The organism is Brevibacterium sp. H602 (assembly GCF_051172395.1).
Lineage (GTDB): Bacteria > Actinomycetota > Actinomycetes > Actinomycetales > Brevibacteriaceae > Brevibacterium.
In genome coordinates, this window is the sequence record NZ_JBPIZD010000001.1 from 423,717 (window position 1) to 449,678 (window position 25,962).

A 25,962-nucleotide genomic window follows, 5' to 3' on the forward strand; every position below is an offset into this window, starting at 1 on the left:
GAGGCTCAGGACCGGAACGGGTCGAATTCCTCGAGCACATCGGTGACCAGGGCGGCGATCTCCGACCGCTCCGACCGCGTCAGCGTGACGTGCGCGAACAGTTCGTGGCCCTTGAGCTTCTCGATCACCGCGGCGACTCCGTCATGCCTGCCCACTCGCAGGTTGTCGCGCTGGGCGACATCGTGGGTGAGCACCACCTTCGAGTTCATTCCGATGCGTGAGAGCACGGTCAGCAGAACATTGCGCTCCAACGACTGTGCCTCATCGACGATGACGAACGCATCGTGGAGGGACCGTCCGCGGATGTGGGTGAGCGGAAGCACCTCGAGGATCTCCCTGTTGACCACCTCGTCGATGACGTTTTTGCTCACCAGCGCACTGAGGGTGTCGAACACGGCCTCCGCCCAGGGGTTCATCTTCTCCCCTTCGCTGCCGGGCAGGTAACCGAGGTTCTGCCCGCCCACGGCGTAGAGGGGACGGAAGACCATGATCTTCGAGTGCTTGTTCTCCTCGAGCACCTTCTGCAGACCCGCCATGAGGGCCAGCGCGGACTTCCCCGTGCCGGCTCGCCCTCCCATCGACACGATCCCCAGGGCATCGTCGAGCAGCATGTCGATGGCGATCCGCTGTTCCGCCGACCGTCCGTGGACGCCGAAGATGTCACGATCCCCGCGCACCATCGACACTCGGTTGCCGCTGCGCACCCGTCCCAGTCCGGATCCGCGCGGTGAGGTGATGACGACCCCGGTGTTGACCACCTCGTCGGAGACATCCTCGGTGACGACCGACCCCGAATCGTAGAACTCGCTCATCTGCTCGTCGTCGAGGCCGAGCTCGCTCATCCCGGTGAACCCGGAGTCGACGGCAAGCTCCGCCAGATACTCCTCAGCGTGCAGACCCAGGGCCGAAGCTTTCACTCGCATCGGCACGTCCTTGGTCACGACGACCACGTCACAGCCTTCGGCAGAGAGGTTGCGGGCCACGGCCAGGATGCGGGTGTCGTTCTCCGTCCGGTCGAAGCCGACCGGCATCGTGGAGGCGTCGATGTGGTTGAGCTCGACCCGCAGTGTTCCGCCAGCATCACCGACCGGAATGGGCTGATCCAATCGGTCGTAGTCGGAACGGAAGTCGTCGAGGATGTGGAGGGCTTTGCGCGCGGTGAATCCGAGTTCGGGATGATTGCGTTTGCCCTCGAGTTCGGAGACGACGATGAGCGGGATGACGACGTGGTGTTCGGCGAAGCGCAGAAGTGCTCCGGGATCCGACAGCAGCACCGAGGTGTCGAGAACGTAGGTGTGGACTTTTTCAGCCATGAGGACCTCTGAGGCGTGAGTTCCGCCGAGATCCGGTTCTGACATCCCCCGATCTCGGGTTGGTGTCGACCAACTACAGCCAACCTAACCCGGTTCGCCCCCGCAGGCGGTAGCGGCACGCGTGCTCGGGCAAGTCGGGGTCATGAACTTCGAGTGAATGCGGGATTCCGCCGTCAGACGACCGGTAGGTCTCACCGGCGGCGGGTACGGTCTATTTGCCGAAGCGGCGCTGCCGCAGACCGTAGTCGCGCACAGCTCGGAGGAAGTCCGTGCGGCGGAAGTCCGGCCAATAGGCTTCGCAGAAGTAGAACTCCGAATAGGCACTCTGCCACATGAGGAACCCGGAGAGTCGCTGCTCTCCCGAGGAGCGGATGATGAGGTCGGGATCGGGTTGGCCCTTGGTGTAGAGGTGTTCGCCGATCTGCTCCGGCGACAGTTCGGAGATGATCGACTCCAGGTCCGTGCCGTTGTCGGTCCGTGTGCGCAGCAGGGACTTCACCGCATTGACGATCTCCTGCCGACCGCCGTAGCCGACGGCGACGTTGACGCGCATTCCACAGTCCTCGGTCGTCGTCACCGCTTCGAGGCGGGCACGCAGATCCGGGGGAACGATGTCGAGATCACCGACGAGCTGGACGCCGACTCCGTCGAGAGCTGCGATCTTCTCCACCAGATCCGAGATGATCTCGATAAGGATCGACACCTCTTCTGCCGACCGGGCGAGGTTCTCTTTGGACAGAACGTAGAGAGTGACGATCTCGACATCGATCTCGTGGCACCAGCCGAGGAACTCGACGATCTTCGCCGCTCCGGCACGGTGACCGTCAGCGGTCGTCGCGCCGAACTCCTTGGCCCATCGACGGTTGCCGTCGGTGATGACTCCGACGTGACGAGGAACCGGAACCGACTTGTCGAGCTCACGTTTGAGCCGTCGCTCGTACAGCCGATAGAGCAGGTTCACGGGTCGCGCCACAGCTGTCCTCTTCCACATGGGTCGTTGGTCGGTTCGAATACTGTACAGACTACTAGCCGACGATGCTGAATGAGGCCTCAGGTCCGCTGGCTACTATGGAGCTATGAATGCTTCGCTCACCGATTCCTCTCCGGTCGTTCCCGACGGCTCCGGTCCGGTCGGTTCAGCAGGTGCGGATGATGGTCCGCCCGCCGACGACCACCGCATCGCCCGTCGCCGCTCAGCACTGCGCGCCGAACTGACCAAGCTGGCGGGACAGGTCAAGCCGAAGCTGCGCGGCTGGTTCCACGCCGGGGCGTTCCCTCTGGCGATGCTCGGCGGCCTGGCCCTGGTGATCATCTCCCCGACCATCGAGTCGCGCATCGCCGCCGCGATCTTCGCCGTCACCGGCATGCTGCTCTTCGGCACCTCCGCCGTCTACCACCGCGGCCGCTGGCGCACCCGCGTCCGCCTCGTCCTGCGGCGGCTCGACCACGCGAATATCTTCCTCATCACCGCCGGCACGTACACACCGTTGGCAGTGCTGATGCTCCGTACCGACCAGGCAGTCCTCCTGCTGTCCGTGCTGTGGGGTGCCGCCGCACTCGGCGCGGCCTTCCGTACGATCTTCACCACCGCGCCGAGGTGGCTCTTCGTCCCCATCTACGTCGGGTTCGGCGTCGCCGGAGTCGGATACATTCCCCAGATCTGGGACACGAACTTCCCTGTCGGACTCCTCGTCGTCCTCGGCGGCGTGTGCTATATCGCCGGCGCGGTGATCTACGGGATCAAGCGGCCGAACCCCTCACCGAAGTGGCTCGGCTTCCATGAGATCTTCCACATCTTCACGATCCTCGGCTACGGTTGCCACCTCGCTGCGCTCATCATCGCCGCCGTCGCAGCCTACTGAGCTCCATTCGACTGAGCCCACAGACAACGGCGCGATCACCGATCGGTGATCGCGCCGTTGTCTGTCAGGTCAGGACCTCGGGCCCCAGAGTTCAGGGTTCAGGATTCAGAGCCTCAGGCTCGTTCATTCCGTTCGTCGGAGGGCTCGGAGGAATCGATCGGCTCCTCCGTCGAGCCGCCTCGGCGATCTGAATCGGACGGTCCGGTGTCGACGGCTGCGTCGGATTCGCTGTCAACGGTCTCCGTTTCGAGTGTCTCCGGCCCTGAGAGCTTCGACTGGTTGGGCACCACATGCCTGCGCAGCGGGATCGGATAGGCGTCGCTGGCGCTCGAGTGCGCCCGCACCCGACGGACACGACGCATGAGGTCCCGGATGAGGAAGATCGTCAGGATGACAATGGCGAGGGTGGCCAGGAAGCCGATGGTTCCGGGCGTCACCAGATCCGGGTCCGGTGTGCCTCCGTCCGGAGTCGGGGCTGGAGAGGACGCGAAGATCATGCGCGGGTGTCGCTTTCGGTCGGGACGGCGGAATCAGCGTCGAGGTCTTCGGCGGCCGGCGAGTCCGGGAGCATTCCCTCATCGGGAACGCGACGTCCGTCATCGAAGGTCACGGCGGCGAACAGATCGGTCTCCTGGAAGTCCAGCTCCCGGTTCAGCGGCTCACGACCGGTGAGGTCAAGAGCCAGTTCGAACTCCTCTGTCGGCCAATACGTGCGAGCTGCCTTGCGCGACGCGGAGAAGAAACCGCCTTCGGGGTCGATCTGAGTGGCGTGGGAGAGCAGCGCGCGATCACGGGCGGAGAAGAACTCGGAGCAGGGGATGCGGGTGCTCAGCCAGTTGTGGCGCTGGTTGTCACGCTTCTTGAAATCCTCGAGGTGGTCGGCGAACGGGGACTCGAGTCCCGCCTCGAGCATCTTCTCGTGGATCGTGATCCACTTCTTCGCCGACAGGTCCTGGTTGAAGTAGATCTTCTGCACCTGCCACGGTTCGCCGAGCTCGGGATGCGAGGTCGCATCTGCGGCGGCTTCGACGGCGGCCATGGTCACGGCGTGGTTCTTGATGTGGTCGGGGTGAGGATATCCGCCGAGCTCGTCGTAGGTGGTCACCACCTGCGGACGGAAGGTCCGGATGATGTGCACGAGGGGAAGCATCGCCACCTCGTCGGGGACCCGATAGAAGCATCCGGGAGGAGTCTGGTTGTCGAAATCGCCGTCGGGCAGTCCCGAGTCGACGTGACCGACCCAGACATGTTCGGCGCCGAGGGCTGCGGCAGCGGTCGCCATCTCCTCACGACGGAGACCGGCGATGTCGCGGCTGGCCTTCGGGCTCTGCAGCAGAGCGGGGTTGAGGATGTCACCGGCCTCGCCACCGGTCATGGTGGCGATGAGCACCCGGGCACCCAGTGAAGCGTACTTCGCGCTCGTTGCCGCACCCTTGGAGGATTCGTCGTCGGGGTGGGCATGGACGGCCAACAGGCGCAGCCCATGGTACGGAAGCGAAGTCATATCCTAAATGTCCCTTTCGATTCAGCCTGGTGGCCACCTGCTGCCGGCGCTGCGGCTGACATGATCGCCGGCAGAGGATCGACTACTCTAGATTAGTGCGCGAAGTACTTAAAGAGGAATTCAATGACTGAGGTAACAGTGGCACCACCACTGCACGACGATCGCTACGGCCGAACTCGCAAACCCAAGCGGAATCTGAGCCGTCGGGCGAAGATCATCGCCGTCGTCGTCCTCGCCATGGTGGTCGCCGTCATCGCCGTCTGGGCATTCCGCCCGCAGACGAATCCCACAACACCGCGCACTCTTGACTATTCGGTTGTCGACGATTCTTCAACGCGCGTCACCGTCGGAATATTTCCTGATCAGAAACGCGGCGTGCACTGCATCGTCCAGGCCACGAATGAGCACGAAGCGATCGTCGGCTTCACCGAGGTGACCGTTCCCGCCGATCCGAACGCCGATCCGAATTCGCCGAAGCGCCTCGATGTGGACCTGGCCACGACTCAGCTGGCCGCCTCCGGCCACGTCGACTCCTGCTGGTTCGAATAGGCCGAACGTTCGACCGCAACGGTCGCCTGGTGGAAGCACAGGAGTCGGGTCTAGAGAACCTTCGAATAGTTCTCGCACGAGGACGCATCTAGCGGTCGCGAAGCTCCGACTCACCGCCGGGGACGTGATCGAACTCATCGTTTTTCTCCGCAGATGCGTTACACTGTAGTTTCATTCAACTTCCGGGCGTGCCCATACGCCCGGTTTTTTCGTTGCCTGACACGCCCGTCAGTGCACCGACCGAAGAAGGAGAAGTCATGACCGAGGAAGTCACCCAGGAAGAGACATGGTTGACCCAGGAAGCCTTTGACCGCCTGTCGAAGGAACTCGAGCATCTCTCCGGACCGGGTCGTGCAGAGATTGCTGAGAAGATCGAAGCCGCCCGCGACGAGGGTGACTTGAAGGAGAACAGCGGTTATCACGCAGCGCGTGATGAGCAGGGCAAACAGGAAGCACGCATCCGCCAGCTCGAGGTGCTGCTGCGGAACGCGAAGGTCGGCTCCAGCGACAGCGACGGCAAGACCGTGGCGCCCGGAACAGTCGTGACCGCCAGCGTCGCCGGCAACTCCATGCGATTCCTGCTGGGCAACCGCGAGATCGCCGGAGACTCCGATATCGACGTCTTCTCGGAGAAGTCCCCGCTCGGAGCGGCTGTCCTCGGTGTCAAGGCCGGCGACAAGACCTCATACGAGGCTCCGAACGGCAAGACCATCGAGGTCAAGGTCGATTCCGTCGAAGCCTTCACCGGCTGATCGAGACCGATTAGAAGTGGGCGGGTGCGATCGCACCCGCCCACTTCTCTATTCACTCCGGATCAGGCGAGCCCTTCGTTCCTGAAACGCCGGAGTCGCTCGAACCGGAACCTGATGCACGTTCGTCTTCCGCGGACTCGTGGACGGCATCGGTGAGCCGTTCCTTCGCCGTCTCCAGGACCGCTGTGGCCTCGCGTTCGTCCGGGTCACGTTCAGGGTCGTCCTCCGTGTCCTCGGAATCACCGGCGTTCGTGCGCACGATATAGCTGACGACGCTGTTGAGAACGGCCACCAGGGGAACGGCGAAGAGAGCGCCGACGATGCCGAAGAGGAAGCCGCCGCCGGTGACTGCGAGGATCACAGCCAGCGGATGAACGGACACGGCTTTGCCCATGAGGAACGGCTGGAGGACCTGGCTTTCGATCTGCTGGACGGCAATGACAACCGCGAGCATGATGACCGCGCTGACCAGACCGTTCGAGACCAATGCCACCAGCACGGCGACCGCACCGGAGGCGATGGCTCCGACGACGGGGACGAACGAGGTGAGGAAGACCAACACCGTCATGGGGATGACCAGCGGGATCCCCAGGAACGCTGCGCCGATGCCGATGCCGATCGCGTCGACAGCGGCGACGAGGATCTGGACCCGCACGTACTGCACGAGGGTCGTCCACCCCTTCAGAGCGGCTCCCGTGGCGACGGGACGGGCCGGGACCGGCAGCAGGTTCATCACCCACCTGAAGATGTTCTGTCCGTCGTAGAGGAAGAAGAACGTCGCGAACAGGCACACGGCCATACCGGTGAGGAAGGTGCCCACCGAGGAGGTGGCTTCCAGGGCACCGCCGAGGAGCTGGCTGCTGTTGTTCTGGAAGAAGTTCGTCGCGGTCTTGATAGCTTCGTCGATATAGCTCGAGATCGTCGTGGCGTCGATGCCGAAGGGACTCGAAGCCAGCCAGCCGCTGATTCCGGACACACCGGCGATGACCTGTTTGACGAGGTCGGGCATGCCGGAATAGATCTGCTGACCGACGAGGCCGAAGAGTCCGAGGACGACGACGATGAACCCGATGAAGGAGATCGCCGCGGCCCCGCCTCGAGGCATGCCCTTCTTCCGCAGCCATCCGGTCAGGGGCGCGAGCAGCGCTGCCAGCAGCAGAGCGATGAGCACCGGCAGGACGACACTGGAGATCTTCGACAGCAGCCACAGGGCCACACCGATCGCCACGAGCACGACGATCGACCGCCACGACCACGCGGCGGCGAGCTTGAGACCCGGAGCCACATACGGTTTGGCCTCGGCTTCGATTCGGCTGAGTGCGATCTCCTCGGGACTGACCGCCTGCGACGGGGTCACCTCGGGTTCGGACTCGGAGCGGGAGGACTCGCGTCCGCGCCGGAACGCCTCCCATGCCCCTCGGAATCGGTTCGGAGGATGCTGCTGATCGTTTTCGCTCATGACTCAACAATAGTTGTTGATGCACTGACAAAGGTGCAATGATGACGCCGGAGGAGGGAAATCAGTGGGAAGACGCTTGATCTATACGCTGGCGACGATGGGGGCGACCGTCGTCGGCGCGGGTGCCTCGGCGGCGGGACTGCTCCGCCATCAGGCCGGGTCGCTGCGCCGTTCCTTCGACGACGACAAGAACCGTCGCTACTCCACCTTCACCGAGGCGATCGCCGCCCCACGTGACAACGACGATGACGACTCCGCGGCGCTGGCCATCATCGGCGACTCCTGGCTGTGCGGGGTCGATGTCGACCCGGAGCAGGCACCCCCGACTCTCATCGGCCGCGGACTTGCGCGGATACTCGGCACCACCGTCCGGGTCCAGACGACCGCCCGCCCCTCGGCGCTGTCGGATGATCTGCATCGACAGGTGGACGAAGTCCTGCGTTCGCCGTGGCTTTCCCGCCAGCTCTCGGACCACTGGACCGAGGACCGTCGGTTCGCGATCATCTCGATCGGCACCGGCGACATCATCCACCCGATCCAGGCAACCATCGGCGTTCCCGTGCTCAATCAGGCCATCAATCGGCTCCAACGCGAGGGCCGCTACACCGTGTTCGTTCTCGTCTGCCCCAATCTCGGCGGTCTGCCGGGACTGCGCGATCCGCTCAAGACGTCGCTGCGCCGGACCTCGCGGGTCCTCGCCGGCTCTCAATGGCTGGCCGCCCTGGCCGCGCGTGCGGTCCCGCTGCGGTCGACCGGATCGCTGAGCGGAACGACACGCCGGTCTCTGCTCAACGACTCGGGCCGATTCCCCAGCGAACTCGGCTATGCGCAACTGTCCTCGACCCTACTGGCCGCAATCGCCGAACGCATCGATGCACCGATCATCGTCGACCGCAGCCTCGACATCCCCGAGAAGGGCGAAACCGCCCGCAGACACGAACTGGTCCCCGGCGCCGAGGCGCAATCTGCTGCCCAGAACGATTCGGATGACGAGACCCAGACCGACCCCGAGGCGCAGCCAGATGCCGAAGAAGCGGCAGTGACAGAAGACGCCGGCACCGAAACGGTCCCGAATCGTTCGGAAGCCGCCTCGTGATCCCCGTAGTCCTCGCCTCCCAGTCTCCTTCACGTCGCCAGATCCTCCGGGACGGCGGAATCGACCCGGTCATCATCGTCTCCGAGGTCGACGAACGTGCCATCGAGGACGATTTCACCGGCTCCGTCGGCGAACTCACGACAGCATTGTCGGAGGCGAAAGCTCGTGCGGTCATCGACCGGATCATCGCGTCTGCTCCCCCGACACTTCACGGCGCGGACACCGTGGTCGTCATCGCCGGGGACTCCCTGCTCGAATTCGACGGACAGGCCATCGGCAAACCGGGAACGGCCGAACGCACTCGCGACGTGTGGTCGGCGATCGCCGGTCAATGGACTCAGCTCCATTCGGGCCATACGGTCGCCGTGCTCACGCGGACACAGCCGGCGAACGGCACAGCCGGACGAACGGGAGCTGACAGCAGCGGTGACAGCCCCGCCCGTGCCGATCGAACGGACTCGGCACCCTTCGATCTCAGCGCTCTGCGCTCGCAGCGGTCGGCGACCTCGGTGCTCATCGGCGCACCCAGCACGGAGGAACTCGAAGCGTACATCGCCACCGAAGAGCCCTTCCACGTGGCCGGGGCGCTGACGATCGACGGCTATGGTGGGGCCTTCGTCGACCGGCTCGACGGCGACCATCTCACCGTGCTCGGACTCAGTCTGCCCGTCGTACGCGAATTGGTCACCGACATGGGCCTGTTCTGGCCCGATCTGTGGGCTCTCAAGCGGTAGACTCGACCCTGGTCCGGTGACACGCCCGAGGACATTGAAGTTCTCGTCCCAATTTTTTATCGCTGTCCTACAAACCCTTGGTGCTGTTCTCTAAATTGTTCTGTGATCATACAAAGGAGCACCATGACCACAGTCCTCCCCGACTCCACGACCTCGGCACTGAGCACCACTGTTCCGACCGGGGCCGTCCGCCGAGTCCTCATCGCCAACCGCGGTGAGATCGCTCTGCGCATCATCCGGGCCGCCCACGACCTCGGCATCAAGGCCGTCGCCGTGTACACCCGCGCCGATTCCGATGCCGACTTCGTCGAACTCGCCGACGACGCGTGGCTGCTGGACGGTTCCGGAGCCGGGGAGACGTATCTCGACATCGAGAAGATCCTCGCTTTGGCCAAGCGCTCCGGCGCCGATGCCGTCCACCCCGGTTACGGCTATATGGCCGAGAACGCACAGTTCGCGCAGGCCGTCATCGATGCCGGGCTGATCTGGGTCGGTCCTCCCCCGGCGGCGATCGAACTCCTCGGTGACAAGTCCGGAGCCCGCGCCGTCGCCGAGGCCGTCGACGCTCCCGTCGCACCCGGTTCCGACGGCGCCGTAGCCGATCTGACAGAGGCCGCCGAGGTGGCCGACCGGATCGGGTTCCCCGTCGTCGTCAAGGCCGTCCACGGCGGAGGCGGGCGTGGTTTCCGCGCCTGCGCTGCTGCCGAGGATCTCGAAGCCGCCTATACTGCGGCGACCCGCGAGGCACAGAGCGCATTCGGACGCGGTGAGTGCCTCATCGAGAAGCAGATCGTGCGCCCCCGTCACCTCGAGACCCAGTGCCTGGCCGATGCCCACGGCAATGTGCGGATCGTGTCCACGCGTGACTGCACTCTGCAGCGCCGCAACCAGAAGATCATCGAGGAGGCACCCGCTCCGTTCCTCACCGCCGAACAGGAGCGCATCGTCTCCGAAGCCTCGGCACGCCTGCTCGCCCACGTCGGCTACGTCGGCGCCGCGACGTGTGAGTTCCTCCTCGGCGAGGACGGCACGATCATCTTCATGGAAGCCAACGCGCGCATCCAGGTCGAGCACACCGTCACCGAGGAGGTCACCGGGGTCGACCTCGTCGGCTGGCAGGTGCGCATCGCTTCGGGCGAGGCCCTGCCCGACCAATTCCCTGCCGTGCGCGGACATTCCTTCCAGTTCCGCATCAACGCCGAAGACCCCACGACGTTCTTCCCCGCCACCGGCGCGGTGAAGAACTACCGTGCGCCTTCGGGTCCCGGAGTGCGTCTGGATTCCGGCATCGGCGAAGGCAGCGTCGTCGGCACGGACTTCGACCCGATGCTGGCCAAGCTCGTCGTCACCGGCGCCACCCGCGATGAGGCCCTGGCCCGAGCACGCCGGGCCCTGTCCGAATACCGCATCGAGGGTGTCTCGACGCTGCTGCCGCTGCATCGGGTGCTCGTGAACGAACAGGCCTTCGCCACCGATTTCAAGGTCTGGACCAACTGGCTCGAAACCGCTTTCGTCAATCCGCTTGTCGATCCACAGCTAGGAGAACAGATGAGTACTGCAACCGACAGCTTCAGCGTTGTGGTCGAGGTCGATGGCCGCCGCATGACCGTTTCGGTCCCCAAGGACGTCATCTCGGACCTCGGTCATGTTCCCAGCCCCAGCGTGCCGCGGCGCAAGCGCGGGCTGAGCAGCCGCAAGGGCGCGAAGATCGCCGACGACTCGAATGCGCTCAACGCTCCCATGCAGGGCACCATCGTCTCCGTCTCCGTCAGCCCCGGTGACACCGTCGAAGCCGGTGACACCCTTGCCGTGATCGAGGCGATGAAGATGGAACAGCCGCTCAAGGCCGGCCACTCCGGCACCGTCTCCGAGGTGCTCGTCGACGCAGGCGCCCCGGTGAAGTCCGGTGAGGCGATCATCCGCTTCGCCGCCTGAGCCGCACCCGCTCCTGCCTCCGTTCGCTCCGGCCTGCGGTCAGGAGTCACGAACACAGAAGTCCCTGCCCGGATCACCGTCGAAGATCGGTGATCCGGGCAGTGATGTATTCGGATTCCGCATCGTTGCCGGGACATTCCAGACCCGCGGCATAGGCGTCCTCGGCCTCCGCTGTGCGACCGAGTTCGTCGAGGGTGATCGCCCGCGCGATGTGGAAGGGCCTGTAACGCAGCAGCTGCGGATCGTCGGCCAGTTCGTCGAGGGCGCTCATGGCCGCCTCGGGACCCGAGACCTGTCCGAGGACGATCGCGGTATTGAGAGCGACGACCGGCGACGACTCGAGGTCGGACAGCATCCGATAGAGCACGAGGATCTGCTTCCAGTCCGTGTCGGCGAATCGCGCGGCGTCGGCGTGGAGGGCCGCGATCGCCGCCTGGATGGTGAAAGCCCCGGCTCCCGATTCGCCGGCGGCCGCATCGACGAGTCCGGTCCCTTCGGCGATGAGGCGTGAGTCCCATAGGCTGCGGTCCTGCTCGGCCAGCGGCACCGGCCTGCCATCCGGCGTCACACGAGCGGTCTCACGTGCCCGTGTGAGCAGGAGCAGAGCCAGCAGGCCACGGGCTTCGGTCTGCTCGGGCAGGTATCCGACGAGCAGTCGGGTCAGCCGGATGGCTTCGTGCTGCAGATCGACTCGAGTATGTGCGGGTCCTGCAGTGGCGTTGATGCCCTGAGTGAAGATGAGATAGAGGACGCGCAGCACTCCGGGCAGCCGGTCGCCGAGTTCATCGGGCGCTGGGCGGCCGAAGGGAATCCCGGTCTTGAGGATCCGCTGCTTGGCACGGACGATCCGCTGCTGCATCGTCGCGGTCTCGATGAGGAACCCGGCGGCCACCTCAGCGGTGGTCAGCCCCGAGAGGAAGCGCAGGATGAGCACGATGCGTTCGTCCTCGCGCAGAGTCGGGTGGGAGCAGGTGAAGAACAGTCCGAGGCGCTCGTCGGGCAGATCCGCGGCATCCATCTCCTCGCCGAGGCGCTCCGCGTGATCGTCGTGGTCGCCCGGACGCAGCTCGTCCTCGATGCGCAGGCGGGCGAGGTGCCGGGTGCGCACGTCATCGGAGCGGATGAGGTCGATGGCGCGGTTCTTCGCCGTGGCCATCAGCCACGCCTGTGGGCGTTCGGGCACTCCCCTGCCCGGCCATGTCTCGACCGCGCGCAGCACGGCGTCGTGGAGGGCCTCCTCGGCGAGATCGAAGTCACGGAACCGAGTGACCAGCGCCGCGAGCGGCCGCCCATAGTCCTCCTCGCCGATGGCGCTGAGGACGCGGGCGGCCGCATCGGGGTCGGGATCCATCAGTAGTCGGCCACCGGACGGATCTCGATGTGTCCGGCCTTGGCTCCGGGGCTCTTCTTCGCCCAGGCGATCGCCTCGTCGATATCGGCGACGTCGATGACGTAGCTGCCGCCGACGAACTCGTTCGATTCGGCGAACGGGCCCGAGGTGACAAGCGATTCGCCTCCGGATCCGCTCACCCGCACCCCGAGTTCGGGTCCCTCGAGGGCGAAGCCGCCGACGACGATCCCCGCCTCGCTGATCTCCTTGTCGAATGCCATGAATTCGGCTGGATCCGCTCCGCCGTCCTCACCGCAGTCAGGATCCTGTGTGCGTCCCATGAGCAGAAGTGCGTACTTCATGTCGTTCTCCTTCGTCGTTCCTCATGTCATGCCGGGCGGCCTGACACCATGATGACGGTCGAGGAGCGACCGGATCGACAGCTGCGGAGAAAAACTTTGCTGCGATCGTCGATTCGACTATTCAGAGGTGACGGTGGAGTTTCCGTGCCGCTTCGGTCAGCGAACCGCTCACCGAAGGGTAGACGACGAAGGAGGCGGAGAGCTGATCGACGGTCAGCCGGTTCTCCACTGCCATGGTGATCGGCAGGATGAGCTCACTGGCTCGGGGGCCGACGACGACTCCGCCGAGGATGGAGCCGGATCCGCGCCGAGCGAAGATCTTGACGAAGCCGTCCTCGATGCCGAGCATCTTGGCGCGCGGGTTCGTGTCCAACGGCAGCATCACGGTGTCGATGTCCGTCGGGTTCTCGCGGTAGTTCTGCTGAGTGAAGCCGACGGTGGCGATCTCGGGTGCGGTGAACACGTTCGACGCGACATTGCGCAGTTTGAGCGGCTGCACGGCGTCGCCGAGCGCGTGGTTCATGGCGATCCGCCCCTGCATCGCCGCCACCGAGGCCAACGGCAGCACACCGGTGCAGTCACCGGCCGCGTAGATTCCGGCCCGAGAGGTCCGCGAAACACCGTCGACGACGATGTGTCCGGATTCGCTGACCCGGACACCGGCCTTCTCCAGGCCGAGACCTTCGGTGTTCGGAATCGAACCGACGGCCATGAGGCAGTGGGATCCCTCGACACGGCGACCATCGGCGAGCACCACTTCGACTCCGTCGTCGGTGCGGGTCACCGAGGCGGCGCGGGAGCGGGAGAGGACATTCATGCCCTTGTTGCGGAAGACGAACTCGAGCACATCGGCTGCGTCCTCGTCCTGGCCGGGCAGGACCTTCTCACGCGAGGACACGAGGGTCACCTCGGTGCCCAATGCCCGGTAGGCCGAAGCGAACTCGGCACCGGTGACACCGGAGCCGACGACGATGAGGTGCTCGGGCAGTTCGTCGAGGTCGTAGAGCTGAGTCCAGGTGAGGATCCGCTCGCCATCGGGCTGTGCACTGGGCAGCTCACGCGGGTGGGCGCCGACCGAGAGCAGGATCGTGGTGGCCTCGAGGGTGTACTCGGTGCCGCCGGATTCGACGACATGGACCTGGTCGCGACCGGCCAGGGTCGCTGTGCCCTGGATGGCCTTGACACCGGCTCGGATGAGGCCTTCGTAGATGTCGTTGGCCTGAGCGTCGGCGAGGGAGAGGATGCGCTTGTTGACAGCTTCGAGGTCGGCGGTGACTCGGCGCGCAACTGCCTCGGTGTCCTCGGTGTTCGCGATCCGGATTCCGAGCCCGTCGGAGCGCTCGATCTCGTCCATCATCTCCGCGGTGGCGATGAGCGACTTCGATGGCACGACGTCGGTGAGCACGGCGGAACCACCGCACCGATTCTGCTCGATGAGCATGACATCGGCACCGAGCTGAGCCGCGACGAGCGCGGCTTCGTAGCCGCCGGGGCCGCCGCCGATGATGACGACGCGATCTGCAGTGGAATCAAATTCAGTGTTCACATACAGATTGTCTCAAATCGCCACGATGCTTGCGAACGGCCCCCTGGGAACCGACCGAATGGTTCCTTTGGGACCGGTTCGGGCCGGTCCGCAATCGGTCCGGCTGCGGTCCGATCAGCTCGGGTCGACCACCTCGGCGGTGTCCTTGTGCAGGGTCGACAGACGCACATAGGACTGTGCGTTCTGCCGGACCTTCTCCACTCCATCGTCGGTCATCTCCCTGCGCACCTTCGCAGGCACACCGGCGACGAGCGACCGTGCGGGGATCTGCGTGCCTTCGAGGACGACGGCGCCCGCGGCGACGAGGGACTCGCTGCCGATATAGGCGTCATTGAGCACTGTGGAGTGCATGCCGATGAGCACATCATCATCGACGATCGCACCGTGGACGAGCGCTTGGTGGCCGATGGAGACGCGGGCGCCGATGACGACGGGTTTGCCGGCGTCGGTGTGCATGACGGTGTTGTCCTGCACGTTCGAGTCCTCACCGATCGTGATCGGGGCGGCTTCGGCGCGCAGAACACAGCCGTAGAAGACGCTGGCGCCCTTCTTCACGTGCACATCTCCGACGAGAGTGGCACCGGCTGCGACGAACGCCTCCGGGTCGATCTGCGGTGTGTGGCCGCCGACGGAGACGATGCGGGGGCTGGCGAGATCGTTGGTCATGAATCCTCCATTGGTTCACAAGATGTCTGGGTGCATTCACCTGCTGTCTGCATGTGCCTGACAGTCTAGGCGGAGACGCTCCGACAGGCCCGAAAAGACGAATCGCGGACCGATTTGCGCGATCGCCCTCATAGCAGGACAATGGGGAAAATTCTTGTCAGAAATTTCACACTGCCGGACCCTTGTGCGCCCAATTGCGTTATGTGAACCTTGACTGTGAGAGTTGCACGCCCGGAATTCGGGCGTAGGCAACCGCGTTCACTGAATTCGTCGAAAGGTCACCATGGATTGGCGACACCGTGCAGCATGCCTCAATGAGGATCCGGAGCTCTTCTTCCCGATCGGCAACACCGGACCCGCGCTGCTCCAGATTGAGGAAGCAAAGACTGTCTGTCGCCGTTGTGAAGTTGCAGAGACCTGCCTTCAGTGGGCCCTCGAATCCGGTCAGGATGCCGGAGTCTGGGGCGGTCTGAGCGAGGACGAGCGTCGCGCTCTCAAGCGTCGCGCCGCTCGTGCCCGCCGCGCAGGCTGAAGCGTCGGCCACCGCGGAGGCGGTCCCCCGGACTGCCGAAGCCATAACTGAATCACCAAGAGCTCCTGCTCCGAAGACTGAGTCCCTTGTCCCGACGGCGAATGATCGTCGTCGGAACAAGGGACTCAGTCGTGTGTGCGGACGGGCGTCCGGCCGGGCGCCCGGCCGAATATCGACCGACTCGGTTTTTAGGGGGCGCCGGAACCTGGCAGCTCCGGGTTGGTCCGACGGTCTTCGCTCAGTCGTAGGAGTCCGGGCGCAGCGGAACGTCGAGGACGGCGACTGTTCCGCCGCCTTCGCGCGCCTGCCATTGGATCGAACCGGCCAGGTCGGCCGAGACCAGGGTGCGCACGATCTGCGTGCCCAGGCCATTGCCCGGGTTCTGCGTCTCCCCCAAACCGATGCCGTCATCGGCGATCGTCACGCTCAGATGATCGCCGTTGCGCTCCGGGGTCACCCACACATGGCCGTTGAGCGTCTCCCCCGGTTCCAGGCTCTCCAGGTTCTCGGTGGGGAATCCGTGTTCGATCGCGTTCGTGATCAGCTCCGTGATGGCCAGCGCCAGGGAGGTGGCATCGGCGGAGGAGATGGTGCCGAAGCTTCCGCACCGTTTGAGTTCGATATGCACCAAGGGGCTGGTCAGCTCGGGAGTCAGACGCAGTCCCTTGTCGACGACTTCGTCGAAGTCCACTTCGGATTCGACGCCCTGGCTGAGCACATCGTGGACCACGGCGATGATCGAGACCCGTCGCATCGCCTCGGTCAGCGCACCCTTGGCCTCGGGGCTGTCGATGCGGCGGGTCTGCAGCCGCAGCAGTGCGGACACGGTCTGCAGATTGTTCTTCACCCTGTGGTGCATCTCCTTGATCATCGCGTCGCGGGAGAGCAGCTCACGTTTGCGGCGACGGATCTCGGAGACGTCACGGGCGAGGACGATCGCACCGACCCGCTCGCCCTCGTCCGTCAGCGGAATCGCGCGCAGGGACACACTCGTGCGCCCGACTTCGAGTTCGGTCCGCCACGGGGCACGCCCGGTGAGCACCAGCGGGAGGGTCTCATCGACCTGACGCAGCTCTGCACTGAGGTTCGAGACCACCTCGGAGAGATAGCTGCCTTCGATCTCTCCTCCGTAGCCGAGCCGGTGCATGAGCGATACGGCGTTCGGGGAGGCATACTGCACATGCGAATCGCGGTCGAGGATGAAGATGCCGTCGCCGACTCGCGGTTCGCCGTGCCGGGCCCCGGACGGGGCATCGCGATCGGGGAACGTTCCCTGCACGATCATCCGCATCAGAGCCATCGCCGTTTCCCGGTAGTACTTCTCCAGGCGAGACGAACCTCTGCGTCGGACCTCCTCCGAATACCGGACGACGAGCGCGATGGCCTCGCCGTTGCGGATAATCGGCACCGCCTCGGCGAGGATGTCGACGTCGGAGGACCCGGCACTGATTCCCATCTCTCGGGCCGCGGCGACGTGGGTGACATAGCTGCGGGTGCTGCTGGCCTGGTCGAGCAGCTCCTTCTCCAGACCGGTCGCACGTGCTCCGATCAGGTCCCGGTTGAACAGTGTCGCCCCGGTCGTCGATCGGGCATGTGCCAGGACCGTGTAGGCGCCGTTGGGCGACGGCACCCACAGCACGAGATCGGCGAAGGAGAGGTCCGCCAACAGCTGCCAGTCCCCGACGAGCAGATGGATGTGTTCGACGTCTGACTCATCCGTGATGCCCTCGGCCGCCAGCAGTTCGTTGAGCACCATACGTTCCTCCAAGGTGAGATCAGCAGACCCGCGTCGTCCGCGGATCTGCTGAGATGTCGATGTTCAGACGCTATCACTTAACCGGTCGGGGTTCGGACCCGCCGAGGCGGCTGTGCCCGCACGATCCCGACTGACCGGCCGATCGTGGTCGCCTTGACGGCCACGGCCGTCGAACCGATCAGGTGTGCCCTGCCGGTCGCGGCCGACCATGGTGTCGACCGCGACCGGAATCAGCCTCAGCCGTTGTGTTCGCTCTCCCAGGCGGAAGAACGGACCATCGACCGCAGCGAACGCAGCAGCACGGACAGCGGCGCCTGGGTGGCGGAGTCGAGTCCGAGGATCGTCTCCGTCGTCTCCAGCACCCGCCCCACGACGGTCTCATTGCGTTCGATCCATTCGGACAGGCGCTGCTTCGCCCGTTCGTCCGGAGTTCCGGAGATCGGCGAATCCGTGGCAGCCAGAACCGTTCCGGTCACCGACAGGATCGCGGCGTAGTAGTCGTCACGCATGGATCCGCGGGCCAGCGCCGACCAGCGGTCGCTGCGATCGAGCTCACCGATGAGGGTGAGGATCTGCGAGCCGGAGAAGCGTTCGTTCACGGCGTAGTAGACCTCTGCGACATCCTCGGCGGATTCGTTCGCCCGAGCGGCCAACTGGGTGATGTCGAGCAGCACGAACTCGTCGAGCAGGGCGGCGGAGCGCCATGCGAGTTCGCTCGGCACACCTTCGTCGATGTAGCTCTGCGCCTTCGCCTGCATGGTCTCGGCATCGTAGCCGTCGACGAGGTCCGGGACCCGGGAGCGCAGGGCCTCGACGACCTTGCCGTACATCTCGATGCCGGAATCGACGTCGAGGCTGTCCGGCGCCTGCTGCACGAGCCAGCGCGAGGAGCGATCGAGCAGGCGCACATAGTCATGCTGGAGTTTCACCTGCACCTCGGTCGTCACCCGGTTGTCGAGTGCGCACACGGCCTCGAAGAAGTCATCGAGGCCGAAGATCTCCGAGACCACGACGAACACGCGTGCGATCTGCGGCACCGACGCCGGTGTCTCTTCGAGCATCCGGTAGATGTAGGTCAGTCCGCCGCGGTCGACGAGCCGGTTGACGAGCTTCGCCGTCGCGATCTCCCGGTGCAGCGGGTGTTCGGGGATGAGCTCGCCGTACTTCTCCTGCAGAGCGTCCGGGAAGTAGGACACGAGTTCGCGACGCATCCACGTCTCGTCCGGCACGGTGCTGGCGAGGACCTCGTCGGCGGCGTGCATCTTCACATAGGCCAGCAGCACGGCGAGTTCGGGCGACACGTAGTAGCTGAACTCGCGTTTGGCCAGTTCGTCGGCGTTGGGCAGGAATTCGACCGCCCGGTCGAGATCGGCGTTCTTCTCCAGGTAGTTCAGCAGCCGCCCGTAGGTGCCCGACATCGATTCGGTCTGGGCCCGAGCCTCGCCGAGGACGACGTTCTGCGAGTAGTTGTTCGCCAGCACCCGGTCGGCGACCTGGTCGGTGAACGAGTGCAGAACCGCCTCCCGCTCTTCCGCGGCGAAGGCTCCCTTGTGCAGAAGCGTGCGCAGGAGCAGCTTGATGTTGACCTCATGGTCGGAGCTGTCGACGCCGGCCGAGTTGTCGACGGCATCGGTGTTGACCTCGACGCCGCCCAGCGCGGCCTCGACACGTCCCAGCTGTGTCACACCGAGGTTGCCGCCCTCGCCGATCACTCGCGCCCGCACATCGGCACCGTCGATGCGGATGGCATCGTTGGCCTTGTCGCCGACATCGGCGTGGCTCTCGCTCGAGGCCTTGATGTAAGTGCCGATACCGCCGTTGTAGACGAGGTCGACCGGTGCCTTGAGGATCTCCGACATGAGGTCGGCGGGGCTGCGCTTCCCGGGTTCGACTCCGAGCACCGAGGCGGCTTCTGCGCTGAGGTCGATCGACTTCGCCGACCGGGAGAAGACTCCGCCGCCGGCGGAGATGAGGTCCCGGTCGTAGTCCTGCCAGCTCGACCGCGGCAGGTCGAAGAGCCGCTGACGTTCGACGAAGCTGCGAGCGGCGTCGGGGTTCGGGTCGAGGAAGATGTCCCGGTGGTCGAAGGCCGCGACGAGGCGGATATGCTCGCTGCGCAGCATGCCGTTGCCGAAGACGTCGCCGCTCATATCGCCGATGCCCACGACGGTGAAGTCCTCGGCTGCGGTGTTGAGTCCGAGTTCGCGGAAGTGGCGTTCGACGGATTTCCATGCGCCCCGGGAGGTGATGGCCATCGCCTTGTGGTCGTAGCCGACCGATCCGCCCGAGGCGAACGCATCGCCGAGCCAGAATCCTCGGCGTTCGGCGATCGCGTTGGCCACATCGGAGAACCGTGCCGTGCCCTTGTCAGCGGCGACGACGAGATAGTAGTCGTCTCCATCGTGGCGGACCACACGGTCGGGGTGGACGACGACGCTGGAGTCGTCGCTGCCATAGGTGAGGTTGTCGGCGACCTCGAGCATGCTTTCGATGAACACCTCGTAGGCGACCTGACCGGCGGCCATCCAGGCGTCCCGATCGCTCATCGGCGGCAGCTGCTTGGGGAAGAATCCGCCCTTGGCGCCGGTGGGCACGATGAGGGCGTTCTTGACCATCTGCGCCTTGACAAGGCCGAGGACCTCGGTGCGGAAGTCATCGCGACGATCCGACCAGCGCAGCCCTCCGCGAGCGACGGTGCCGAAGCGCAGGTGCACGCCTTCGACCTGCGGGGAATACACCCACATCTCGAGAGCCGGCTTCGGCTTCGGCACGAAGCTGAGCTCGTCGGGTCGGATCTTGAGCACCAGGGCCGTGGGCAGGGCACCCGATTCGTCGATGTAGTAGTTCGTGCGCAGGGTCGCCCGCAGCAGTTCCAGCGAGGAGCGCAGCACACGGTCGGCGTCGAGGCTGGCCACTTCGCTGAGGGCGGTTTCGATCGCGTCGTCGATCTCGGTCATCGTCGCTTCGCGTCCGGCGTCGTCGACGTCGGGATCGAACTTGGCGGAGAAGTAGTCGACGAGCAGCTTCGAGATCTGCGGGTTGTCGCTGTAGACCTCACCGACATAGGCGTCGGAATACGTGAAGCCCGCCTGGCGCAGGTATTTGCCCAGTGCGCGGATGATCGTCACATGCTGCCAGGAGAGTCCGGCGACGACGAGGCGGTCGAAGACCCCCGCTTCCTTCTTGCCGTCCCAGCCGGCCATGAAGGCCTCGGCGATGCGGTCGTAGTCGTCATCGGCCAGCTCTTCGGAGAAGCTGAGTCCGAAGTCGTAGATGTACCGATGCGTTCCGTCGGCGAGGTCGAGTTCGTGGGGACGTTCGTCGACCACATCGGCACCGAAAGCCGTGAGGAAGGGCAGGACCTCGGACAGGCTGACCCGGTCATGACGGTAGAGGACGAGGCGGACGGAGGCATCTGTGCCCTGTTCGGGACGGTAGAGGCGCACCGCCGGACCCTGACCGGCGTCGAGGGCTTCGAACCGACCGACGTCGGCGACCGCCTCGGCGGGGGTGTGATGCTCGCCGTAGCTGGGAGGGAACGCCTTCGACCACAGGTCGGCCCGGGCATGCGAGGCGCCGGAGTCGCCGGTCTCGGCAGGGACGAGGAACGCGTGGACGTCTTCGGACCAGGAGCGGACGGCTCCGACGATGCGGGCCTCGACCTCGTCGGCGCCGATCTGCGGCAGTTCGCAGTCACGGGCGACGCGGGCCACGAAGTGGATGCGGGCCAGCGCCGATTCGCTCAGCAGCACATCGAAGTCGACGCTGTCGGCGTTGTAGAACTTGCGCAGCACTTCCTGCACGCGCACTCGGGCGTCGGTGTTGTAGAGGTCGCGCGGGAGGTAGAGGATGACGGAGACGAAGCGCTGGTACGGGTCGGTACGGACGAACACGCGGGACTCCCGGCGCTCCTGCATGTCGACGATCTCCATGACGACGTCATAGATCTCCTCGGTGTCCTCGTGGAGCAGGTCCTCGCGGGGATAGTTCTCGAGGACTCCGAGGAGTTCGTTGGCCGAGTGGGATCCGGTGGGGAATCCGCTGGCCGAGAGGATCTTCGCGACCTTCCGGTCGATGACCGGGATGTTGAGGACGCTGTCGTTGTAGAACTCGGGTTTGAACACTCCGACGAAGCGACGCTCGCCGACGATCTCACCGTCGGCGTCGAAGGTCTTCACGCCGATGTAGTCCATGAACGAGGAGCGGATGACGCGGGAGCGGGAGTTCGCCTTCGTCAGCACCAGCACATGCGGTTCCAGCGCCTTGTCGGCGACCGCCCGGCTGAGCGGTGACTTCACGAGGGGGCGCAGGGCCGAGATGCCCATCGAGGTGTCCTCGATCGGTTCGAGGCTGCTGTGTTCGGCGTCGTGGGTGTAGTCGTATTCGCGGTAGCCGAGGAAGGTGAAGTGTCCGTCGAGCCAGGTGAGCAGGGCGGCGGCGGATTCGGCTTCAGAAGCCAGCTCCGGGCGCGGCGCATGTGCGCTCAGCTCGGCGGCGATGTCCTTGGCCTTCGCGGCCATCGCCTGGGCGTCGCGCGCTGCAGCGGCCACATAGTCGAGGACTCCGCGCAGGCGCTCTTCGAGTGCGTCGAAGTCGCTTTCGGAGATGCGGTCGATCTCGAGGCGGATCCAGGACTGCTGCTGTGGCGCGCCGTCTTCGCTGTCGGCAGGAGCTTCGGAGACCGTCGGAATGCTCGCCGTGTCTGCACTGAGCGCGGGGGCTTCTGCCGGGGAGAGGATCTTCTCGTCCGGGCCGTTGCCGGTGACTGTGATGATCGGGTGGTGAACGCGGCGGATGGCTCTGCCGTTGGCGGCGAGGTCGCTGACGATCGAGGACACGAGATGGGGCATATCGGCGAGCACGATGGCGATGACCGTGTGGTTGTCGCTGAATTCCGGCGAGTCGACGCTCGGATTGTAGATCGCGATCGCCGGACGCTCACCGTCGTATTCGGTGCCGAGCGCGAAGTGACGGGCCGCCGCGGCCGCGTAGGCCTCGGGATCGCTGGCCCCTGATTCGAACCGGGGATAGTACGCATCGAGGAAGTTGTCGGGAGCCGATTGCCCCCGTTGCTTTCTCCACTCTTCTGCAACGTTCGAAATTGAGACCTGAGTCACTGTTTCACCTCTATGATCAACGAGCATTCGTCATGCGATTCGACGTCGAATCGTCATTCCCCACACTATGCCCAAATATCGAGAAAGGCACGCCGAGCGGCCTACGGTGAAGTAGGGTTCATTCGCTGGCAAACTGGAGCTATGCGATCTCTGACTCTCAATCATGAATATTCGGTTGATCTGTCGACATTCCTGGCCAAACTCGCCGATCCCGACGTATGGGAGAAGCTCGGCTCCGACGCCAGTGCCGAATACATCGACCCCGACACGGAGATGACCGTGCGGACCCCGATGCCCAAGGCCGAGCTTCCGGCGGCTCTGGCCTCTCGGCTTCCGGATAACACCGTGCTGGTCGAGGTGTACATGATCCCCGGGGATGTCCTCGGCGATGAGGCAGAGATCCGCATGTCCGCACGTGCCGCAGGCGTCCCTGTCGAGATCGATGCGGTCCTCGAGCTGCGCGAGGCCGAGTCAGTGATGAAGCTGGCCGCTCATGCCGAGATCAGCTCGTCGATCCCGATGTTCGGCGCGATGATCGAACAGGCGGTGGTCCCGATCCTGGAGAAGCGACTGAGCGACCGGCTGCGCCGGTTCGAATCCGCCTGAGACCGACGGCCGACGTCGGCTCAGCCCCGGTCGCCGAGCAGCTGCTCTAATTCGGAAGAGTCGTACCACAGCAGATCGGAAGCGCGAAGGTGGTCCTCGGCTGCGCTGGAGTCCGCGTCCTCGGCCAGCTGCACCGCCTCCTCCCAGACCGCGTCTTCGTCAAGATGAAAGCTCGCAATCCGGGCCATGTCGACTTCGGCAAGGGTGAAGAGCTCGAAGCCCTCGGTGAGCGGTTCGGCCGGGCTGGACTCGGGGGCATCATAGGCCACGATGACTCGCCGCTCGGGAGCCGCCTCGGTGCCGGTCTCGGTTTCAGCGGGTGCGAACACCGCGTTCGCGGCCAGGGCCGCGGCGATGCACATGGCGTCGAATTCAGCGGATTCGAACTCCTCACCGCGCAGGCTGCGCCCCTGAGCGTCGGGGGCGACGGCGCGGGCGTCGGTCAGCGTCGAACGCAGCGCGGTCAGGGTGGTGGGAATGTAGCAGCGAATGGCCATGCCCCTCATCCTAGTCCTGTGGTCCGCTCCCCTGGCCCACCCTGACTTTCTGTGGGCGTCCGCGGCGACCGGAGCCGCGACGGTCACGGCCTCCGACGGATCTGCGGGACCGGCGGCGGCCCGGCAGGAGCTCGTCGATCATCGCTGCAAGGTCTCCGACGAGGACGGACCGGGGATTCTGCTCGTGCAGGGTCCGGCCGGCGAGCATCGCGGCATCGGCCGTGGGCCGGTCATCTCTGAGAATGAAGTCCGGAGTGACCCGGACGAATCGGTCGAGGACTTCACTGATCCGCTCCTCAGCGGGATGGCCGACCGCGCTCGAGCGTACCTTCGTGATCACCAGCCGCATCTTCTCGCGCACTGACTCGGCCCGTGGCGTGCCGAGGAGTTCGACCAGGCGCTGCAGGCCGATCGGCTCCCCCGCTGCGAGGACGAGCACGATATCGGCAGCCTCGAGCGCGGCACGAGTGGCGCAGTGGCGGTCGTAGAAGGGGTCGGCGAGGTCGTCATCCGGATCGATGCGGTCGCTGACGTCGACGATGACGACGTCGTAGACCTTGGCCAGACGTTTGAGCACAGCCTCGAGGACGGAGGCGCGGATCTCCGGCCACCGCTCGGGCCGAGTCAGCCCGGTCACCGCATGGAAGCTCTCACGGATCGATGCATGCGGCACCGCATGCGCGCCGAGGCGCCCCACCGGGTCCGACTGCGACCGGCAGAGACTGGCCAGATGCGAGGATTCCTCTGTCAGCCCGAGGGTCGACGCGACCATGCCGGAGACCGTGTCAGCGTCGACGACGACGCTGCGCTTGCCCTGACGGGAGGCCTGATCAGCGAGGTTGACGGCAGTGAGAGTGCGTCCGGGCGACGAACCGGTGCCCCAGACCGTGATGATCACTCCCGCTCCTCCGACCGGCCCGGGCGGCGTCATCGGGCGCGGCGGGACCACGGTGGAGGCGCGGAGGTCGTCGATCGCCGCGGCCATCGTCGTCGCGTCGACCTCCGTTGCGACGACGGCGCTGATGCCGACTGCTTCAAGGGCGTGAGCGTCGTCCCCGAAGCCGAGCACCTTGGCGCCGGAGGCCGTGATCGCGGCAACCACCTCCGCATCGAGGCCGGGAAAGTAGCGCCCGATGATGACGACATCGGCTCCGCCGGTGCGGCAGTGCGCCAGCAGCTCCACCTCGTCGGCGGGGCGGGCGACGATCGTGACGTCGTCGATCTCGCTGAGCAGCTCGAAGAGGATGAGGTCGTATTCGAAGTCGACCGCCAGCAGGACCTGTGTCATCACTGCTCGCCCTCATCGGCGGGAACGGACGGGGCACCGACCACGGAGAGCACGCTGCGTCCGTCGAGGGCGGCAAGCACGCCGGGCAGGTCCACCGAGCCGACGAACACTTCGATGCGGGCGCCGTCACCTGCCCCGAAGCTGCCGACGTCTCGATTGATGTGAGCGACCGGGGCCGAATCGACGATCTGCTCCGGCGGTGTACCGTCATCGTCGAGGCCGTTCTGCTCCGGCTGCGCCCAGACGTCGACGAGACTGCCCGAGTCGACGACGCTCGGGACCGAGCCGGCGATGTCGATGGCCACGACCCGCCCCTCGAGTTCGGACACAGGCGCCACCGCTGAGGCGGCCAGCAGCTCCCCCGCCGCCACGACGCTGCGCACGCTCGTATTCGTCGGCAGCTCGGAATCGGCAGAGAGATACTTCTTGCCGAGATCGGCGAGATTGACCTCGGCGACGGTGAGGTCCGCCGGCTCGAGGATCTCACCGGGGACGAGTGCGCGTGCGCTCGCCCAGACCCGGGTGGTCGAGTTCGCCGACGTGACGAGCAGGTAGGTTCCGACGACCGCGAGGACGACGAGCATCGCACCGACGAGGAGGCGCGCATCGGTCCAGCGGGGGCGTCGGATTCTTTTCGAGAGCTCCATTGCATCTCCAGATTCGCAGAAGTTTCACTGACAGAAACTGCTTCTCAGTGATAATATTGGGCATCAAATGATGCCAAAGCAAGGTTTTTGGCCAAATGCACCAACAAGCAGATGGACATCTGGTGGCAGATGGACATTTGGAATGGGAGAAGACACCTCATGGCCGTCGAAAGTCGCTTCCTGCCGCTGACCGATGTGGCCGAGCTGCTCAATGTCTCGATCGCACAGGCTCGGGCCCTGGTCCGCTCCGGCGATCTCCGCGCCATCAAAGTCGGAGGGCGCGGCCAGTGGCGGGTCGAGAAGTCCGAGATCGAAGCGTATATCCAGCGCATGTACGAGCGCACCGAGTACCAGATCAAGACCGGTTCCATCGAGGACTGACCCACTCGCTTCGGCTCTGATCTCCATCAT

At 65.2% G+C, this 25,962-nt stretch carries 23 protein-coding genes; 9 read left to right on the top strand and 14 right to left on the bottom strand.

Features of this window, described 5'->3' with window-relative positions; translation table 11 throughout:
• Positions 1-5: 5 nt before the first annotated feature.
• Positions 6-1,313 (bottom strand): PhoH family protein, encoded by a 1,308-nt coding sequence (locus ACSBQT_RS02015; protein ID WP_139466815.1) that lies wholly within the window; start codon positions 1,311-1,313, stop codon positions 6-8.
• 211 nt (positions 1,314-1,524) lie between these two features.
• The gene (locus tag ACSBQT_RS02020) at positions 1,525-2,286 is read right to left on the bottom strand and encodes an isoprenyl transferase (protein WP_410710300.1); all 762 of its coding nucleotides are present in this window, start codon (positions 2,284-2,286) and stop codon (positions 1,525-1,527) included.
• A gap of 103 nt (positions 2,287-2,389) precedes the next feature.
• Here ACSBQT_RS02020 and trhA point away from each other — a divergent pair, with 103 nt between their 5' ends.
• The gene (trhA, locus tag ACSBQT_RS02025) at positions 2,390-3,175 is read left to right on the top strand and encodes a PAQR family membrane homeostasis protein TrhA (RefSeq protein ID WP_410710301.1); all 786 of its coding nucleotides are present in this window, start codon (positions 2,390-2,392) and stop codon (positions 3,173-3,175) included.
• A gap of 113 nt (positions 3,176-3,288) precedes the next feature.
• Here the strand turns inward: trhA and ACSBQT_RS02030 are convergent, their stop codons facing one another.
• Positions 3,289-3,672, bottom strand: a complete 384-nt coding sequence (locus tag ACSBQT_RS02030) for a hypothetical protein (RefSeq protein ID WP_410710302.1) — start codon at positions 3,670-3,672, stop codon at positions 3,289-3,291.
• The gene (mca, locus tag ACSBQT_RS02035) at positions 3,669-4,679 is read right to left on the bottom strand and encodes a mycothiol conjugate amidase Mca (protein WP_410710303.1); all 1,011 of its coding nucleotides are present in this window, start codon (positions 4,677-4,679) and stop codon (positions 3,669-3,671) included. The genes ACSBQT_RS02030 and mca overlap by 4 nt, the downstream gene beginning before the upstream one ends.
• Before the next feature lie 123 nt (positions 4,680-4,802).
• On the opposite strand from mca, the gene ACSBQT_RS02040 reads away from it, so the two are divergent.
• A complete protein-coding gene (locus tag ACSBQT_RS02040) occupies positions 4,803-5,228 on the top strand; it encodes a DUF4307 domain-containing protein (protein ID WP_410710304.1) in 426 nt (141 codons plus the stop codon).
• Between the two features lie 257 nt (positions 5,229-5,485).
• A complete protein-coding gene (gene greA, locus ACSBQT_RS02045; RefSeq protein ID WP_101546580.1) occupies positions 5,486-5,980 on the top strand; it encodes a transcription elongation factor GreA in 495 nt (164 codons plus the stop codon).
• A 52-nt stretch (positions 5,981-6,032) separates the two neighbouring features.
• On the opposite strand, the gene ACSBQT_RS02050 is transcribed toward greA, so the two are convergent.
• On the bottom strand, positions 6,033-7,439 hold the full coding sequence (locus ACSBQT_RS02050) for an AI-2E family transporter (protein WP_435000764.1): 1,407 nt from the start codon (positions 7,437-7,439) through the stop codon (positions 6,033-6,035).
• A gap of 64 nt (positions 7,440-7,503) precedes the next feature.
• Here ACSBQT_RS02050 and ACSBQT_RS02055 point away from each other — a divergent pair, with 64 nt between their 5' ends.
• The 3 genes from ACSBQT_RS02055 (at position 7,504) to ACSBQT_RS02065 (ending at position 11,204) form a co-directional block, all read left to right on the top strand.
• Positions 7,504-8,535: an SGNH/GDSL hydrolase family protein gene (locus tag ACSBQT_RS02055; protein WP_410710306.1), complete on the top strand. Its 1,032-nt coding sequence runs from the start codon at positions 7,504-7,506 to the stop codon at positions 8,533-8,535.
• Entirely contained in the window at positions 8,532-9,269 is a 738-nt protein-coding gene (locus ACSBQT_RS02060) for a Maf family protein (RefSeq protein WP_410710307.1), read from the top strand. Before ACSBQT_RS02055 ends, ACSBQT_RS02060 begins: the two co-directional genes overlap by 4 nt.
• A gap of 123 nt (positions 9,270-9,392) precedes the next feature.
• Entirely contained in the window at positions 9,393-11,204 is a 1,812-nt protein-coding gene (locus ACSBQT_RS02065; protein ID WP_410710308.1) for an acetyl/propionyl/methylcrotonyl-CoA carboxylase subunit alpha, read from the top strand.
• A 73-nt stretch (positions 11,205-11,277) separates the two neighbouring features.
• Here ACSBQT_RS02065 and ACSBQT_RS02070 read toward each other — a convergent pair whose 3' ends face one another.
• From ACSBQT_RS02070 to ACSBQT_RS02085, 4 genes are all read right to left on the bottom strand, one after another.
• Positions 11,278-12,555: an RNA polymerase sigma factor gene (locus tag ACSBQT_RS02070; RefSeq protein WP_435000765.1), complete on the bottom strand. Its 1,278-nt coding sequence runs from the start codon at positions 12,553-12,555 to the stop codon at positions 11,278-11,280.
• The gene (locus ACSBQT_RS02075; protein ID WP_410710310.1) at positions 12,555-12,896 is read right to left on the bottom strand and encodes a YciI family protein; all 342 of its coding nucleotides are present in this window, start codon (positions 12,894-12,896) and stop codon (positions 12,555-12,557) included. The genes ACSBQT_RS02070 and ACSBQT_RS02075 overlap by 1 nt, the downstream gene beginning before the upstream one ends.
• A 121-nt stretch (positions 12,897-13,017) precedes the next feature.
• Positions 13,018-14,442: an NAD(P)H-quinone dehydrogenase gene (locus ACSBQT_RS02080; RefSeq protein ID WP_410710311.1), complete on the bottom strand. Its 1,425-nt coding sequence runs from the start codon at positions 14,440-14,442 to the stop codon at positions 13,018-13,020.
• Between the two features lie 114 nt (positions 14,443-14,556).
• Positions 14,557-15,108 (bottom strand): gamma carbonic anhydrase family protein, encoded by a 552-nt coding sequence (locus tag ACSBQT_RS02085; RefSeq protein WP_410710312.1) that lies wholly within the window; start codon positions 15,106-15,108, stop codon positions 14,557-14,559.
• A 283-nt stretch (positions 15,109-15,391) separates the two neighbouring features.
• Between ACSBQT_RS02085 and ACSBQT_RS02090 the strand changes: the two genes are divergently transcribed.
• Positions 15,392-15,640 carry a WhiB family transcriptional regulator gene (locus ACSBQT_RS02090; RefSeq protein WP_009374875.1) on the top strand — a complete coding sequence of 83 codons (249 nt, stop codon included), beginning with the start codon at positions 15,392-15,394 and terminating at the stop codon, positions 15,638-15,640.
• A 238-nt stretch (positions 15,641-15,878) separates the two neighbouring features.
• Here ACSBQT_RS02090 and ACSBQT_RS02095 read toward each other — a convergent pair whose 3' ends face one another.
• Both ACSBQT_RS02095 and ACSBQT_RS02100 read right to left on the bottom strand, forming a co-directional pair.
• Positions 15,879-17,396, bottom strand: coding sequence for a sensor histidine kinase (locus ACSBQT_RS02095; protein ID WP_410710313.1), 1,518 nt, complete (start codon positions 17,394-17,396; stop codon positions 15,879-15,881).
• 236 nt (positions 17,397-17,632) lie between these two features.
• Entirely contained in the window at positions 17,633-22,513 is a 4,881-nt protein-coding gene (locus tag ACSBQT_RS02100) for an NAD-glutamate dehydrogenase (protein ID WP_435000766.1), read from the bottom strand.
• Positions 22,514-22,654: 141 nt separating this feature from the next.
• Here ACSBQT_RS02100 and ACSBQT_RS02105 point away from each other — a divergent pair, with 141 nt between their 5' ends.
• Entirely contained in the window at positions 22,655-23,119 is a 465-nt protein-coding gene (locus tag ACSBQT_RS02105) for a DUF2505 family protein (protein WP_410710315.1), read from the top strand.
• Positions 23,120-23,139: 20 nt separating this feature from the next.
• Here ACSBQT_RS02105 and ACSBQT_RS02110 read toward each other — a convergent pair whose 3' ends face one another.
• Genes ACSBQT_RS02110 through ACSBQT_RS02120 form a run of 3 tightly spaced genes read right to left on the bottom strand, consistent with a single transcriptional unit; the run spans position 23,140 to position 25,551 of the window.
• Entirely contained in the window at positions 23,140-23,616 is a 477-nt protein-coding gene (locus tag ACSBQT_RS02110) for a DUF6912 family protein (RefSeq protein ID WP_410710316.1), read from the bottom strand.
• A 10-nt stretch (positions 23,617-23,626) separates the two neighbouring features.
• Positions 23,627-24,904 (bottom strand): AAA family ATPase, encoded by a 1,278-nt coding sequence (locus tag ACSBQT_RS02115; protein ID WP_435000774.1) that lies wholly within the window; start codon positions 24,902-24,904, stop codon positions 23,627-23,629.
• Complete coding sequence (locus tag ACSBQT_RS02120) at positions 24,904-25,551, bottom strand: flagella basal body P-ring formation protein FlgA (protein ID WP_410710317.1); 648 nt, start codon at positions 25,549-25,551, stop codon at positions 24,904-24,906. The genes ACSBQT_RS02115 and ACSBQT_RS02120 overlap by 1 nt, the downstream gene beginning before the upstream one ends.
• A 159-nt stretch (positions 25,552-25,710) precedes the next feature.
• Between ACSBQT_RS02120 and ACSBQT_RS02125 the strand changes: the two genes are divergently transcribed.
• Complete coding sequence (locus tag ACSBQT_RS02125; protein ID WP_025780784.1) at positions 25,711-25,932, top strand: helix-turn-helix domain-containing protein; 222 nt, start codon at positions 25,711-25,713, stop codon at positions 25,930-25,932.
• Positions 25,933-25,962: the final 30 nt, after the last annotated feature.

Bases quoted from the DNA above. Each gene is read 5' to 3' on its own strand.
- ACSBQT_RS02120 (WP_410710317.1), bottom strand. From the start codon at position 25,551: ATGGAGCTCTCGAAAAGAATCCGACGCCCCCGCTGGACCGATGCGCGC.
- ACSBQT_RS02050 (WP_435000764.1), bottom strand. From the start codon at position 7,439: ATGAGCGAAAACGATCAGCAGCATCCTCCGAACCGATTCCGAGGGGCA.
- ACSBQT_RS02115 (WP_435000774.1), bottom strand. From the start codon at position 24,904: ATGACACAGGTCCTGCTGGCGGTCGACTTCGAATACGACCTCATCCTC.
- greA (WP_101546580.1), top strand. From the start codon at position 5,486: ATGACCGAGGAAGTCACCCAGGAAGAGACATGGTTGACCCAGGAAGCC.
- ACSBQT_RS02065 (WP_410710308.1), top strand. From the start codon at position 9,393: ATGACCACAGTCCTCCCCGACTCCACGACCTCGGCACTGAGCACCACT.
- ACSBQT_RS02030 (WP_410710302.1), bottom strand. From the start codon at position 3,672: ATGATCTTCGCGTCCTCTCCAGCCCCGACTCCGGACGGAGGCACACCG.
- mca (WP_410710303.1), bottom strand. From the start codon at position 4,679: ATGACTTCGCTTCCGTACCATGGGCTGCGCCTGTTGGCCGTCCATGCC.
- ACSBQT_RS02110 (WP_410710316.1), bottom strand. From the start codon at position 23,616: ATGGCCATTCGCTGCTACATTCCCACCACCCTGACCGCGCTGCGTTCG.
- trhA (WP_410710301.1), top strand. From the start codon at position 2,390: ATGAATGCTTCGCTCACCGATTCCTCTCCGGTCGTTCCCGACGGCTCC.
- ACSBQT_RS02070 (WP_435000765.1), bottom strand. From the start codon at position 12,555: ATGGATCCCGACCCCGATGCGGCCGCCCGCGTCCTCAGCGCCATCGGC.
- ACSBQT_RS02125 (WP_025780784.1), top strand. From the start codon at position 25,711: ATGGCCGTCGAAAGTCGCTTCCTGCCGCTGACCGATGTGGCCGAGCTG.
- ACSBQT_RS02090 (WP_009374875.1), top strand. From the start codon at position 15,392: ATGGATTGGCGACACCGTGCAGCATGCCTCAATGAGGATCCGGAGCTC.
- ACSBQT_RS02105 (WP_410710315.1), top strand. From the start codon at position 22,655: ATGCGATCTCTGACTCTCAATCATGAATATTCGGTTGATCTGTCGACA.
- ACSBQT_RS02085 (WP_410710312.1), bottom strand. From the start codon at position 15,108: ATGACCAACGATCTCGCCAGCCCCCGCATCGTCTCCGTCGGCGGCCAC.
- ACSBQT_RS02095 (WP_410710313.1), bottom strand. From the start codon at position 17,396: ATGGTGCTCAACGAACTGCTGGCGGCCGAGGGCATCACGGATGAGTCA.
- ACSBQT_RS02015 (WP_139466815.1), bottom strand. From the start codon at position 1,313: ATGGCTGAAAAAGTCCACACCTACGTTCTCGACACCTCGGTGCTGCTG.
- ACSBQT_RS02040 (WP_410710304.1), top strand. From the start codon at position 4,803: ATGACTGAGGTAACAGTGGCACCACCACTGCACGACGATCGCTACGGC.
- ACSBQT_RS02075 (WP_410710310.1), bottom strand. From the start codon at position 12,896: ATGAAGTACGCACTTCTGCTCATGGGACGCACACAGGATCCTGACTGC.